13 protein-coding genes and 2 tRNA genes are annotated in these 12649 nt (G+C 57.4%); 10 read left to right on the top strand and 5 right to left on the bottom strand.

Translation table 11 applies throughout. The features are described from left to right. The first annotated feature begins 166 nt into the window (after positions 1–166). The 4 genes from GT756_RS16725 (at position 167) to GT756_RS16710 (ending at position 3481) form a co-directional block, all read left to right on the top strand. Complete coding sequence (locus GT756_RS16725) at positions 167–664, top strand: molybdopterin-dependent oxidoreductase (RefSeq protein WP_017899688.1); 498 nt, start codon at positions 167–169, stop codon at positions 662–664. 10 nt (positions 665–674) lie between these two features. Next, entirely contained in the window at positions 675–2585 is a 1911-nt protein-coding gene (locus GT756_RS16720) for a bifunctional diguanylate cyclase/phosphodiesterase (protein ID WP_032425933.1), read from the top strand. 223 nt (positions 2586–2808) lie between these two features. Further along, complete coding sequence (locus GT756_RS16715; RefSeq protein ID WP_004203524.1) at positions 2809–3141, top strand: DUF1971 domain-containing protein; 333 nt, start codon at positions 2809–2811, stop codon at positions 3139–3141. A 4-nt stretch (positions 3142–3145) separates the two neighbouring features. Further along, positions 3146–3481, top strand: a complete 336-nt coding sequence (locus tag GT756_RS16710) for a DUF1869 domain-containing protein (RefSeq protein ID WP_069603149.1) — start codon at positions 3146–3148, stop codon at positions 3479–3481. Between the two features lie 5 nt (positions 3482–3486). Here GT756_RS16710 and GT756_RS16705 read toward each other — a convergent pair whose 3' ends face one another. Beyond that, positions 3487–4401: a LysR substrate-binding domain-containing protein gene (locus tag GT756_RS16705; RefSeq protein ID WP_004203519.1), complete on the bottom strand. Its 915-nt coding sequence runs from the start codon at positions 4399–4401 to the stop codon at positions 3487–3489. Positions 4402–4532: 131 nt separating this feature from the next. Here GT756_RS16705 and GT756_RS16700 point away from each other — a divergent pair, with 131 nt between their 5' ends. The 3 genes from GT756_RS16700 to GT756_RS16690 all read left to right on the top strand — a co-directional run bounded on the left by GT756_RS16700 (position 4533) and on the right by GT756_RS16690 (position 7314). Next, positions 4533–5108, top strand: a complete 576-nt coding sequence (locus GT756_RS16700) for a hypothetical protein (RefSeq protein ID WP_160124930.1) — start codon at positions 4533–4535, stop codon at positions 5106–5108. 192 nt (positions 5109–5300) lie between these two features. Continuing rightward, entirely contained in the window at positions 5301–6137 is an 837-nt protein-coding gene (locus GT756_RS16695; protein WP_160124929.1) for an alpha/beta fold hydrolase, read from the top strand. Between the two features lie 205 nt (positions 6138–6342). Continuing rightward, positions 6343–7314 (top strand): sensor domain-containing diguanylate cyclase, encoded by a 972-nt coding sequence (locus GT756_RS16690; protein ID WP_004203513.1) that lies wholly within the window; start codon positions 6343–6345, stop codon positions 7312–7314. On the opposite strand, the gene GT756_RS16685 is transcribed toward GT756_RS16690, so the two are convergent. After that, positions 7311–8414, bottom strand: coding sequence for an AarF/UbiB family protein (locus GT756_RS16685; RefSeq protein WP_160124928.1), 1104 nt, complete (start codon positions 8412–8414; stop codon positions 7311–7313). The two genes, GT756_RS16690 and GT756_RS16685, sit on opposite strands and share 4 nt — an antisense overlap. A gap of 281 nt (positions 8415–8695) precedes the next feature. Then, a tRNA-Asn gene (locus GT756_RS16680) sits at positions 8696–8771 on the bottom strand. A gap of 5 nt (positions 8772–8776) precedes the next feature. On the opposite strand from GT756_RS16680, the gene GT756_RS26380 reads away from it, so the two are divergent. From GT756_RS26380 to GT756_RS16670, 3 genes are all read left to right on the top strand, one after another. Next, positions 8777–8956, top strand: a complete 180-nt coding sequence (locus GT756_RS26380; RefSeq protein ID WP_219633510.1) for a DUF5951 family protein — start codon at positions 8777–8779, stop codon at positions 8954–8956. An 8-nt stretch (positions 8957–8964) separates the two neighbouring features. After that, positions 8965–10401: an EmmdR/YeeO family multidrug/toxin efflux MATE transporter gene (locus GT756_RS16675; protein ID WP_004203508.1), complete on the top strand. Its 1437-nt coding sequence runs from the start codon at positions 8965–8967 to the stop codon at positions 10399–10401. Positions 10402–10527: 126 nt separating this feature from the next. Next, a tRNA-Asn gene (locus GT756_RS16670) sits at positions 10528–10603 on the top strand. Positions 10604–10771: 168 nt separating this feature from the next. On the opposite strand, the gene GT756_RS16665 is transcribed toward GT756_RS16670, so the two are convergent. Both GT756_RS16665 and pmrD read right to left on the bottom strand, forming a co-directional pair. Beyond that, positions 10772–12226: an AMP nucleosidase gene (locus GT756_RS16665; RefSeq protein WP_004203506.1), complete on the bottom strand. Its 1455-nt coding sequence runs from the start codon at positions 12224–12226 to the stop codon at positions 10772–10774. A 129-nt stretch (positions 12227–12355) separates the two neighbouring features. Further along, positions 12356–12601 carry a signal transduction protein PmrD gene (gene pmrD / locus GT756_RS16660; protein ID WP_004203504.1) on the bottom strand — a complete coding sequence of 82 codons (246 nt, stop codon included), beginning with the start codon at positions 12599–12601 and terminating at the stop codon, positions 12356–12358. Positions 12602–12649 lie beyond the last annotated feature (48 nt).

The following is a 12649-nucleotide window of genomic DNA, read 5'->3' as shown; positions in this document are numbered from 1 at the left end:
GGCCGGAAAGGCGGGCGAAATCACACCCTTTACTCAACATTCTGGCAATTTGCCAGCCAGCTTATACTTTTAATTAAATCAACGGATAACAAAGAGGAGCACCTTTTAAGAATTGACGTAAATGGTTTACACTTAACATGTCTCCTTCTCTGGAATGGTGAGTTAAATGCGTCTACTTCTTGCAGTTTTATTTTGTTCTGTCATGTTGCCTTCTGCTTATGCTGAAAAACTGCCTGCGCCGACAGGAAAACCTGTACTGACCATTTCCGGGAAAATCGGAAATACGAACGTCGGTGACAAGGCGGTTTTTGATCTCGCGATGCTGGAAAAACTGGGTATGAAGACGGTGGAAACCACCACCCCCTGGTACACCGGGAAGGTCCGTTTTGATGGCATTCCCCTTAATAAACTCATGGATTTAGTCGGCGCTAAAGGCCAATCCGTCCGCGTGCTGGCGCTCAACGACTACACCACCCTTATCCCGATGGACGATTTTTATAAATTCCCGGTCATTATGGCGTTAAAAATGAACGGCGAATATATGCGCGTTCGGGATAAAGGCCCGTTATTTATCGTCTACCCTTACGACAGCAGTGCTGAATTACAGAACCAGATCTATTATTCCCGATCGGCCTGGCAAGTTTCTAAGATTATTATAGAGTAAGGGTTGGATCTTGAATCGAATACTCACGGCTATTATTTTGTCGTTGTTTATTGTTACTGGATATATTACTTATCTGGTGCATGAGCGACAAAGTGAGTTGCAAAAATTTACCCGCTATACGGACTCGTGGTCAATGTCGCAGATGGTATCGGAATATATGCGACTGGAGTCTCGTCTGGCGGGCATGGCGATTGGGGCCGAAGGGGCGGACCACGATGAGGTGCGCCTGCGCCTCGAGATCATGATGAGCCAGATCGAACTTCTGCAGCAGGGCGATCTGGGTCGCTTTATTAATAAAAGCGAACAGCGGAAGGCGGTGGTCGCCACGCTGATCCGCAATCTCCATTTGCTTGATAAACAAGTTGACACCATGACGCCGGCGCAGGTTAAAGCGATCCTGCCGGTGTTAAGCGAGCTGGATGGTCCTCTGACCTCAATGGCGGCCGCCACGCTGACGCAAGATATTAATATCGTTAATATCACCCATGATAAAATTCAGCATCTCTATTATATCTACTCGGTGATCTCCATTTTGCTGATCGCCATGTGTATTACCCTCGGGCTGCTGATGCTGCGGCAGAATAATAACCTGCGGCGCGCCCACGTTCATATGAAAACCCTGGCCAACGATCTGCAGGCCTCGAAAGAGAAGCTGCAGGTGCAGAACCGTCGTCTGCAGTACGATGCCTACCATGATTCGCTGACCGGTATGCCAAACCGTCTCTCTTTCTGGCAGCGTCTGCAGGAGATCGTCAATCAGGTGCGTCCCTATAACGGATGCGCCGTGGTGATGCTTTTTGACCTCGACAGCTTTAAGGATGTAAACGATACCCTCGGCCATGACGCCGGCGATAAGCTGCTGCAGGATCTGGCCAGCCGCCTCTCTTTTTTCCGTAAAACCTCTGAGACGCTGTATCGCCTCGGCGGCGATGAGTTCGCGATGCTCTCTTACGATCTCACCGAAGAGATGGCCCTCGAGCGGGCCAATGTTATCCGGGAGAAGATCAGCCAGCCCTATCAGATCTACGATGCGCAGATTAATATCGACGCCTGCATCGGGATCGTGATCTCTGATGGCGAAAGCCGGACCGATTATCTGTACAAGTGCGCCGACCTCGCGCTGTATGAGGCGAAAAAAGAGGGCAGCGGCCATGTACAAATCTTCCGGCCGGGGATGCTGCAGCGTCTGCAGGAGAATAAATCGTTTGAAGATGATCTGCTGCAGGCCCTGTCCCATGACGAATTCAAAGTCTACTACCAGCCGATCGCCGATACCGTCACGCGCGAAATCTACGGCTACGAAGCGCTGGTTCGCTGGTTCCATCCGGTGCGCGGCGCCGTGCCGCCGACGGTGTTTATCCCGGTGGCAGAGAAAATCGGCCTTATCAATGCCCTCGGCGAGTGGGTGCTGAAAACCGCCTGTGCCGAAGCGGCCAGCTGGGCGACGCCGCTCAAGGTCTCGGTCAACGTTTCGCCGATTCAGCTGATGAACACCTCGCTGACCGACACCATTATCAGCGTATTGCAGCAGACTGGCCTCGACCCGCGACGGTTGGATCTGGAGATCACCGAGTCGGACGTGTTCAATGAGAACACCCGTTCGCTGGAAATTCTCAGCCAGCTGCGCGAGCAGGGCATTCAAATCTCCATCGATGACTTCGGTACCGGCTATTCTTCGTTGTCACGTTTAAGCTACTTCCCGTTCGACAAAATCAAAATCGACCGCTCGTTTGTTATTAATATTCCGGAGCAAAAAGACGATCTGGATATCGTGCGCCTGATTATCAGCATGGGAAAGAGCCTGCATATGCGTATTGTGGCTGAAGGCGTGGAGACCGAAGAGCAGTTGGCCTCACTACAGGCGCTGGGCTGCGACCTGGTGCAGGGCTATTTAATCGGCAAACCGAGTCCGCTGCGCTAATTTAAATGTAAACGGCTTAACATAATTATTGCGGGGCGATTTCAGGACACTGTAATCGCCTTTTTTATTTTATCAAAGCGTTAATCCCTGAGGAGTATAAAAAGGAGTAGAGGTAAAATTCACCAGCAAAATAATATCCTTCCCCTTTGAAAGAGGTATATGATATGCATCATATCGATTATTTCTGACCGTATCCTGTGCGACGGTAAAGTGAGGCGCAATCATGCAGCGAATTATTATTCCCACCCATTACGTTCATACCCGCAGCACGCCGCTGTGGACAAAGGAGACCGCGCCGGCTTCTATCTGGCGCCGCCATCTGGACGCTGGCACCCGCCAGGGAGTCTATCCCCGGCTGTCGGTGATGCAGGGGGCGATCCGCTATCTCGGCTATGCCGATGAGAGCAGCCCCGAGCCGGTTGAAACCCTGACCATTGAAGCCGGCCAGTTTGGCGTTTTTCCGCCGGAAAAATGGCACTGCATTGAGGCCCTATCGGAGGACACGGTATTTAATGTCGACTTCTATGTTGATCCGAATATTCTTATCGAGGGCTAAAAGCATGAACAGTGAAAATAAAGGTTATACCTTAGCGGTAGAGAATGGCCGCCTTCAGCGGAAACAAGAAAAAATATTCCTCAAACCGATGGCATTGTATATTCCGCAGCAGGCGGTGGAGGCCGTTAATGGGCTGCTGAGCGATCTGCCGGACGACAATTTAGAGGGGGAGTTTGTGCTAACGGTCACCAATAACAATAACGGCGTCTCGGTCGATAAAAGCTTTTCCTCGCTGGCGGCGCTGCGCGACCCGCTCACCGCGGCCGATGCGGTGAAGGAGCTGATCAATATCGTCCGCGGCTATGAGTCCGACGAAGAGACCAACGTTTGCGGCTGGTAAGGCCGCTATCCCGCTGCCGGCTGGCCGCTGTCGCCCGAGGCCATCTGCCCCACCAGCCACTCCCGCAGCGCGATAATATCCCCCCGCTGCGCTGCCGCCTCGGTGGTGACCAGGTAGTAGCTGGCGCCCGGTAACGCGCTGCTGAATGGCGCGGATAACACTCCGCGCTGCAGCAGATCCCGCGCCAGCAGTTCGCTGGCGATCACCGCCCCCTGGCCAGCCACCGCCGCCTGCAGGGCATGGGTTTCATCGCTAAATGTTAACCCCGCGTCAATATTCAGCGTCGGCGGTCCATAGCGGCGACGCCAGTTCTCCCAGCTCGGCGAATCCGCCGGTACGTGCCGGTTGGCGACGTGAAACAGTGTTACTTCCGCCAGATCGTCAGGCCGACTGAGGGCCAGCGTCGGGCTGGCGACCACGATAAAGCGATCCTCATGCAGCAGCGTACAGCACAGATCCGGCTCGGGCGTTTCGCGATAGCGAATCGCGGCGTCCACCGTGCCCAGATGCAGATCCACCCGTTCGACGCTGGTGTGCAGACGCAGGTCGATAGCAGGAAAGCGGGCGGTGAAGTCCGCCAGCCGTGGCACCAGCCAGTGGGTGAGAAAATTGGAGGTGGTGGTGACGGTTAAGGATGGCGGCTGGCGGGCCTGGGCAATCTGCACAACGGCCTGCTCCAGGGCGCTGAAGGCGCGCTGGGTGGCGGCGTAGAGGATCTCGCCGTCGGCGGTCAGGCTGACGCCCTGCGCGCTGCGCTCGCAGACCCGGCACTCCAGGACTGATTCCAGCAGTTTAATCTGATGGCTGACCGCCGTCGCGCTGACGCCGAGCGCCCCGGCGGCCAGTTTAAAACTACGCTGGCGGGCGACGGCGTGAAATGCGCGCAGGGCGCCCAGCGGCGGCAGGCGGGGTGTTCTCATGGCTGAGTTTTTCTCATCTATGGCTGAAAACTATGCGTTTGTGTGTCCCTGTATAGTGGCGATAGGCTACGGGCATGTAAAGACGATGACATGAGTTATTTTCATGTCGTTTACAGTGTCAGGAGCTGAATATGCACGTTTTACACCACCATGCCGCCGCGGACGCGGCGGGAACCATCGACCCGCGCGGCCGCGCCATCGCTCTCAGCGTGCTCTTCGCCGCCGGGGCCTTGCTGTTAATCATGGCTCCCGTTATCGGGGCGAGCGGCACGCTGGGTCTGCTGGCGCTCCTGAGCGCGGCCTTCGGCGCCGGATGGGGATTCGCGCGCGCGCAGCCCAGGCTCTATCGGGCGCCCCTGGCGGCAACGCGCTGGGCTTTCCTGCTGTCGGCGGCCGGCTGGCTGCTGGCGCTGGTGGCGTGGTATGGCGGCCAGGCCTGGCCGGCGCTGCTCCCCGGCGTGACGTTCGGCAGCGCGGGGGCGGCTGTCGCCTGGCGCGTTGCCGCGGGACGGGCGGCACTGTCGGGTAGCCGCATCAGCGGCGCCACGGCGCTGAGCGTGGCTGTCGCCATCGCGGCGACGCTGCTGACCTGGCACACCGCCGGGGCAGGACGCGGCGGCGTGTGCTTTGCCTTCGCCGTGCTGCTGGACTGGGCGCTGCTCGGCGCGCTGATTGTGCGGATCCGCCAGCAGGAGAGTGCGGCGTAGCCGCTGGCGCTTGCTGGGCTTGAGCGAGCCGATCAAGCGAGACGGGATAAGTCGTCCGGCGGGGTGATAAATTTCTTCTACACTGTTACTGGCATCACATTCCTGCGCGGCTGGCATCTCAGCCGGCCGCCGTCGGCATTCAGCCCAGGCACGGGCCTGCAGGCTGGTTATCCTGAGAGAGGAGTCTGTAACATGGCATTTGTCACCACCCAAGACGGCGTCAATATTTACTTCAAAGACTGGGGTCCAAAGGAAGCTCAGCCGATTGTTTTCCATCACGGCTGGCCGTTAAGCGCCGACGACTGGGATAACCAGATGTTGTTTTTCCTTGCCGAAGGTTTTCGGGTCATCGCTATCGACCGCCGGGGCCATGGCCGCTCCGATCAGGTCAGCGAGGGGCATGATATGGACCATTATGCGGCAGACGTCTCGGCGGTAGTGGAGCATCTGGATCTGCACAATGCGGTCCATGTTGGACACTCTACCGGCGGTGGCCAGGTCGCCCTCTACGTGGCCCGCTACGGTCAGCCGCAGGGGCGGGTGGCGAAGGCGGTGCTCATCAGCGCCGTCCCGCCCCTGATGGTTAAGACCGAACAGAATCCTGGCGGCACGCCGATCGAGGTGTTTGACGGTTTCCGCAAAGCGCTGGCGGCTAACCGCGCCCAGTTCTATCTCGACGTCGCCTCTGGCCCGTTCTATGGCTTCAATCGTGACGGGGCGGAGGTGTCGCAGGGGACGATCCAGAACTGGTGGCGACAGGGGATGATCGGTAGCGCCAAAGCCCATTATGAAGGCATCAAGGCGTTTTCAGAAACCGACCAGACCGAAGATCTTAAGTCGATTACGCTGCCGGTGCTGGTTATGCAGGGGGATGACGATCAGGTCGTTCCCTATAAAAATGCCGCTATCCTGCAGGACCAGCTGCTGCCCAACAGCCAGCTGATCATTTATCCTGGCTTCCCGCACGGGATGCACACTTCTCACGCCGATACCATCAACGCCGACCTGCTGGCGTTTATCCGCGCCTGATCTTCCCTTTCGCCGGGCGGAAAGCCGTCAATGGCCTTCCGCCAGCGCCCTGGCCGCCAGTCGCCGGGGCGCGCCGGTTGACGAGCAGGGGAAATCTGCTTAACTCATGGGATACCTGACGACTATTTTTCCCCTGGCAGGATAAAACACCGGGTTTCCAGCGGGAATCCCGGTGGAATTCTGCGCAAGAGACAAGAGAGAGACAATGAAATTAGCCGGACTTCATCCCGACGAGCAGCGTCGCCTGCAATCGCTTCGCTCTTCCGGGCTGTTGAATAGCGGAAAAGAAGAACGCTTTGATCGCCTGACCAGGCTTGCCCGTTCGCTGTATAACCTGCCGGTGGCCTCCATCAGCCTGGTAGGGGAAGATCTGCTGCACATCAAATCCTGTGCCGGTCTGGATGTGGACACGGTGCCGAGAGATATTTCATTTTGCGCCCATACCATTTTGCAAACCGACCCGCTTATCGTTAACGACATGCAGCAGGACGAGCGTTTTCACGACAATCCGCTGGTGATTCAGGCGCCGTTTATCCGCTTTTACGCCGGGTACCCGGTTCAGCTGCCGGATGGCGCGACGGTGGGGTCTTTTTGTCTGATGGACCATCAGCCGCGTTCGTTCTCCGCGCATGAAATACAGATCTTAAGCGATCTGGCGGCGATCGTGGAGGATGAGTTCAAGGTGCTGGATGCGGCAACCTCCGATGAGCTGACGGGACTGTTTAACCGCCGGGGATTCCTCACCCTCGCCGAGTATGCCCTGCTGACGGCCCAGCGCCGCCATGAGCCGGTGAGCCTGGCGTTTGTCGACCTCGATCGCTTTAAGCACATCAACGATACCTGGGGGCATGAAGAGGGCGATCGCGCGCTGATCGCCATCGCCGATTTGATGAAAAGCGCCTTCCGTGAATCCGATATCCTCGCCAGGCAGGGAGGCGATGAGTTTATTATTCTGTTCGCCAATACCAGCCGCCACGATGCCGCGGCGGCAATGGAGACGCTCAGCCACAACGTAGCGCGTTTCAATCAACAGGCGGCTCACCCCTGGCAGCTGGCGTTCTCCTGGGGCTGCGTCGAGTACGATCCCGCCAGCCATCCCAGTCTCAACGCGCTGGTGGCCACCGCCGACCGCCTGATGTATCAGGCGAAGCAGAAACAGGGGCGCGAACGCCGTTAATCCTTTGCCGCGGCGGCATTGAGCAGGTACTGCTGCGCCTGCTGCCGCTTCTGCGCATAGTCACCGAGTAGCGCCTGCTGCGATTTCCCAGCGTTGTCGTAAAACAGGCCGCCTTCGTCGGCGATAAAGCGATAATGCTGTTCCAGCTGGCCTATCACCCAGTCGATACGTTGCAGGGTGAGCAAGGTGCAGGACTGGCCATGCAGGTCGTCTTCAATATCCAGCACATGGGAGCGGAAGGCTTCCAGGGCAAACAAGCGGCGCAGTGCGGCAGGGTCAGCCAGCGCCGTCTCCCAGCGCGTCGTTATCTGCTGAAAATGAGCCTGTACCTGCGGGGCTGCCCGCCGGGCGCGAAGCCATACCAGCTTGCGCCGGTAGCTTTCGACGGCCAGCCGCTTCATCTCGCGATACTGCGCCAGCTGCTGTTCGGCATCGGGCACCCGGGTCATCAGCCAGCTAAAAAAGAAACGGGTCTCAAAGCGCTCGACAAAGTGAAACAGGGGATCGGCCAGACCGTTGCTGTTGAATTCTCTCAGCGGGTCGAAGGGATACATATAGCCAAAATCGAACAGCCACAGCTGCTCCTCCCGGTCCACCAACAGGTTCCCGCTACAGAGATCCCACTCCATCAGTCCCTGCTCCTCGCAGGCTTCCAGCGTGGTGAACAGCTGGGCGATCAGCGGCGGGGTCAGCTGGTGAATCGGCTCGCCATCGATCCAGGGGGAGAGCAGGATGCCGAGGCGATAATCGGCATACAGCGTTGGGACGATGTGGGTGAAGCGCGGTGCGGTATTTTGGTCATCCTTCAGCCGTTGCAACGCCTGTCGGCGCTGTACCTCATTCAAAAACGACAGCTGGCCGTTAAGATTGGCAACGCCGGCGACGGCACGTCGTTTCTTTAAATTATACTCTTTACCGGCGATGCGCAGCCGGTAAACCTCGCCGGTCAGACCCGAACCGTATACCTGCACCACATAGGGGGAATCCGGACCCAGCGCGGCGAGGCTCTCCGGCGGCAGTGGACAGTGGTTGACGTCGCCGACGATAAGCGGCTGACCGCTGCGGTCAAACGCCTGCTGCTGCTGTTGTCTGAGGTTCATGGCGCCTCCTTATAAGACATAGGACAGAGTGATTCATTCACGCTATCTCACCCGCAAGCGTCAGCAAAATCATCCTACCGCCGGGCGCTTTTTCAGGCTGAGCGGCGGCGTGTTCATGGAGGATACCTGGGGCGTAGGGTGGCGGTAGCGAAAGGCAAGCGTCTGAAACGCATACCTGTCGCCGTTGTCAATGAGGTGCTTGCCGGGCTGAATGCGATTCTGCGTTAAGGCCAGAGACGCAGAAAAGCAAAAAGCCTGCTCGAAAGCAGGCTTCTTAAATGTGGCTCCTCTGACTGGACTCGAACCAGTGACATACGGATTAACAGTCCGCCGTTCTACCGACTGAACTACAGAGGAATCGTGTGGAGTCGTATCTTAGCGGCGAAAAATCTTTTGTCAAACATCAATTCGTCCGTTCAGGTGCAACTGCCGCTTCCATCAACAATTTGTTGTCATTTCCGACAATTATTACGGAAAAATACTTTGCAGGATATCCATTTCTCGATCATCATTTGAAATGTTGTTTCAACATCTCTCACTAAGGTCTCTCTTGAACGTCACCTCCGCCGTACGCCAGGCAGTCGAACGGACATCCTGGTTTAAAAAACGTCAGCGTTATCGTGTGCTGTACTGGCGCGAAATCAGCCCCCTCGCTGTGCCCATTCTGCTGGAAAATGCCTGCGTATTGTTGATGGGGGTGTTGAGCACCTTCCTTGTCAGCTGGCTGGGAAAAGAGGCCATGGCCGGGGTGGGTCTGGCCGATAGCTTTAACATGGTGATCATGTCGTTCTTTGCCGCCATCGATCTGGGTACCACGGTGGTGGTGGCCTTTAGCCTTGGCAAGCGAGATCGGCGGCGGGCGAGAGCGGCCGCGCGCCAGTCGCTGGCCATTATGACCCTGTTTTCCATTGTGCTGGCGGGGGTGATCCACGCCTTTGGTCAGGAAATTATTAATTTTGTCGCCGGCGATGCCACCCCGCAGGTCAAGGACCTGGCGCTGACCTATCTCGAGCTGACGGTGCTGAGCTATCCGGCGGCGGCGATTGCGCTGATCGGCAGCGGGGCGCTGCGCGGGGCCGGTACCACTAAAATCCCGCTGTTGATCAACGGCGGGATGAACATCCTCAATATCCTAATCAGCAGCGTGCTCATCTATGGCCTCTTCTCCTGGCCGGGGCTGGGCTTTGTCGGCGCCGGTCTCGGGCTGACCATTGCCCGCTATATTGGCGCCATCGCCACTATCTGGGTGCTGATGGTGGGCCTCAATCCCGCGCTGCGGCTGTCGCTGAAAGGCTACTTCAAACCCTTTAACTTCGCCATTATCTGGGAAGTGATGGGGATCGGCATCCCGGCCAGTATCGAATCGGTTCTGTTCAATGGCGGTAAGCTGCTGACCCAGATGTTCGTCGCCGGGATGGGCACCAACGTTATCGCCGGCAACTTCATTGCTTTTTCGGTGGCGTCGCTGATTAACCTGCCGGGCAACGCCCTCGGCTCCGCCTCGACGATCATCACCGGCAAGCGGCTGGGGAAAGGGCAGATTGGTCAGGCGGAATTCCAGGCCTGGCATGTGTTCTGGCTGTCGACCATTATTTTGACGCTGATTGCCTGGGGCAGTGCCCCGTTCGCGGGCTTTATCGCCTCTTTCTATACCCATGAAGAGGATGTAAAAGAGGTGGTGAAGCAGCTGCTGTGGCTCAACGCCCTGTTTATGCCGATCTGGTCGCTGTCGTGGACTTTACCCTGCGCCTTCAAAGGCGCCCGTGACGTACGCTATACCATGTGGGTGTCGATGCTCGGTATGTGGGGCTGCCGGGTGGTGGCGGGCTATACGCTGGGCATCGTGCTGGGGATGGGGGTGATCGGCGTCTGGTTAGGGATGGTGCTCGACTGGGCCGTGCGCGGCGTGCTGTTTTACTTCCGCATGGTGAGCGGTCGCTGGCTGTGGAAGTACCCGCGGGTTAAGGCCTCAACGCCGGAAACCTGATCCGTTTGCCGGATAAACGCCATTTTTTGCGCAAAGTGAGGAATAATTCGGCAAACGATTCATTTTATTAAAAACAGGCTTTACAGCGTACGGCGTCATCGTTAATATTCGCCCCGTTCACACGATTCCTCTGTAGTTCAGTCGGTAGAACGGCGGACTGTTAATCCGTATGTCACTGGTTCGAGTCCAGTCAGAGGAGCCAAATTTAAAAAAGCCTGCTTTCGAGCAGGCTTTTTGCTTTTCTGTCTGCCTGTTTCCTTGCGGACGAAAAATCTGGAGTCACCGCCGGGACGTTTGTTTCGCTCACCCGAGCGCTGACGCTCCCCAGCGGGGAACGCCAGTGTTTTCCTCTCTATTCCCACGTCACCGATTAGCGGAACGGCGGTTCGTTGAAGGTGCGTAGCTTACGCGAGTGCATGTGATCCCCCTCGGCGCGCAGCAGATCGATGGCCCGGATGCCGATCTGCAGATGCTCAGAGATGGCCCCCTCATAGAAGCGGTTGGCCTGACCGGGGAGCTTGATCTCACCGTGCAGCGGTTTGTCCGAGACGCAGAGCAGCGTGCCGTAGGGGACGCGAAAGCGATAGCCCTGGGCGGCGATGGTCGCGCTCTCCATATCGATAGCCACCGCCCGGCTGAGATTAAAGCGCAGCGCCGAAGCGGAATAGCGCAGCTCCCAGTTACGGTCGTCGGTGGTGACCACCGTCCCGGTACGCAGCCGCTGCTTCACTTCCTCGCCCGGCATCCCGCTCACCTGCTTGGTGGCGTCGTACAGGGCGCGCTGCACTTCGGCAATGCTGGGGATGGGAATATCCGGCGGCAGCACCGCATCCAGTACATGGTCGTCGCGCAGATAGGCGTGGGCCAGCACATAGTCGCCGATGGCCTGGCTTTCGCGCAGGCCGCCGCAGTGGCCGATCATCAGCCAGACATCCGGGCGCAGCACCGCCAGGTGGTCGCAGATGGTTTTGGCGTTGGCCGGGCCGACGCCAATATTAATCAGCGTGATCCCTTTGCCGTCGTGGGTGATCAAATGCCAGGCCGGCATCTGGTGCTTCTTCCACGCCAGATCGGAAATGGCCTGCTCCGGCGCTTCGGTTTCGGCGGTGATCCAGATCCCGCCGGCGCAGGAGAGAGCGATATAGGGGCTGTCGGGATCGAGGATCTGGCTGCAGCCCCAGCTGACGAACTCATCCACGTAGCGGGTATAGTTGGTGAACAGCACGTAGGGCTGGAAGTGTTCCGCCGGCGTGCCGGTATAGTGCCGCAGACGCGCCAGCGAAAAATCGACGCGGCGGGCGTCAAAGTGCGACAGCGGATAGAACTCGGTAGGATGGAACAGGCCGTCTGCGGTCTCATCGCCAATCTGCGACAGCTCGGTGGTAGGGAAATAGCGCGTCAGACCGGCGCTCATCGAGCGGTCGAGTGTCAGGGTGGAACCATCTATCACGTAAGGATAGGGGATCTCATGCTGCGACAGCTCGACGCTGATATGCGCGCCATAGTCCTGATACAGCAGGGTCAGCTGTTCCAGCAAATAGTGGCGGAACAGTTTCGGATTGGTGATGGTGGTGGTATAGCACCCTGCATGGGTGAAACGTCCCCAGGCGCGCGTTTTGAGGGCTTTATGATCGGCGCCGTCCCAGGAGACCGAGAGCTGCGGATAGACAAAAAGACCTTCCGCGCGGGCTTCGGTATCGGGGAGCGTATTATGGTCGATATAGTCGCCGATGGCTTTGCGTAATGCCGTGACCGAGGCTTCATAGCGCGCTTCCAGCTCGGCAAGCGCTTGTTCCGGGGTCAGACTGGCGGCCTTGTTATTCATGATTCGCTCCTTGTTTCAGGTCTGCTGACATTCCCGATAGTATGTCACAGCGTGAAAAGGGCGAAGGGGAATTTATCTGTCAGATGCGAAGAGACCCAGATCATCTCTGGCAAAGGGGTCGGACCCGATTTATTTGCCGGCGTTTGCCCAGCGCTCACTGCTATAATGGGTTGCTTTGAGGATCTTCAACGTCTGTGTCGGGTTATTATTCAGACAATAACGCGCATCGGCCAGCGGAGTAAGTTTATCGCCTTCCTGCAGGTGAAGGCGACAGGCTTCAATTTCAGCAATCATCGCTAATGTACCGCTCTGAAGCACGACGCAGCAGGGGCTGGTCATTGAATTTTTTCTCACTTTTTTTACCCACCACTCCATCTATATCTTCCTGTCCTGATCACATTCCTGCCGATAATTCATGTTTCA

The organism is Klebsiella sp. Q2, from assembly GCF_009900705.1.
In the GTDB taxonomy this organism is placed as follows: domain Bacteria; phylum Pseudomonadota; class Gammaproteobacteria; order Enterobacterales; family Enterobacteriaceae; genus Klebsiella; species Klebsiella quasipneumoniae.
Note: the sequence above shows the minus strand (reverse complement) of the source record. Positions and strands in the feature narration are given on the sequence as shown.

What these genes read in the sequence shown, in the direction of transcription:
- GT756_RS16725 (WP_017899688.1), top strand. Translation starts at nt 167, where the DNA reads ATGCGTCTACTTCTTGCAGTTTTATTTTGTTCTGTCATGTTGCCTTCT.
- GT756_RS16715 (WP_004203524.1), top strand. Translation starts at nt 2,809, where the DNA reads ATGCAGCGAATTATTATTCCCACCCATTACGTTCATACCCGCAGCACG.
- GT756_RS16710 (WP_069603149.1), top strand. Translation starts at nt 3,146, where the DNA reads ATGAACAGTGAAAATAAAGGTTATACCTTAGCGGTAGAGAATGGCCGC.
- GT756_RS16705 (WP_004203519.1), bottom strand. Translation starts at nt 4,401, where the DNA reads ATGAGAACACCCCGCCTGCCGCCGCTGGGCGCCCTGCGCGCATTTCAC.
- GT756_RS16700 (WP_160124930.1), top strand. Translation starts at nt 4,533, where the DNA reads ATGCACGTTTTACACCACCATGCCGCCGCGGACGCGGCGGGAACCATC.
- GT756_RS16695 (WP_160124929.1), top strand. Translation starts at nt 5,301, where the DNA reads ATGGCATTTGTCACCACCCAAGACGGCGTCAATATTTACTTCAAAGAC.
- GT756_RS16690 (WP_004203513.1), top strand. Translation starts at nt 6,343, where the DNA reads ATGAAATTAGCCGGACTTCATCCCGACGAGCAGCGTCGCCTGCAATCG.
- GT756_RS16685 (WP_160124928.1), bottom strand. Translation starts at nt 8,414, where the DNA reads ATGAACCTCAGACAACAGCAGCAGCAGGCGTTTGACCGCAGCGGTCAG.
- GT756_RS16665 (WP_004203506.1), bottom strand. Translation starts at nt 12,226, where the DNA reads ATGAATAACAAGGCCGCCAGTCTGACCCCGGAACAAGCGCTTGCCGAG.
- pmrD (WP_004203504.1), bottom strand. Translation starts at nt 12,601, where the DNA reads ATGGAGTGGTGGGTAAAAAAAGTGAGAAAAAATTCAATGACCAGCCCC.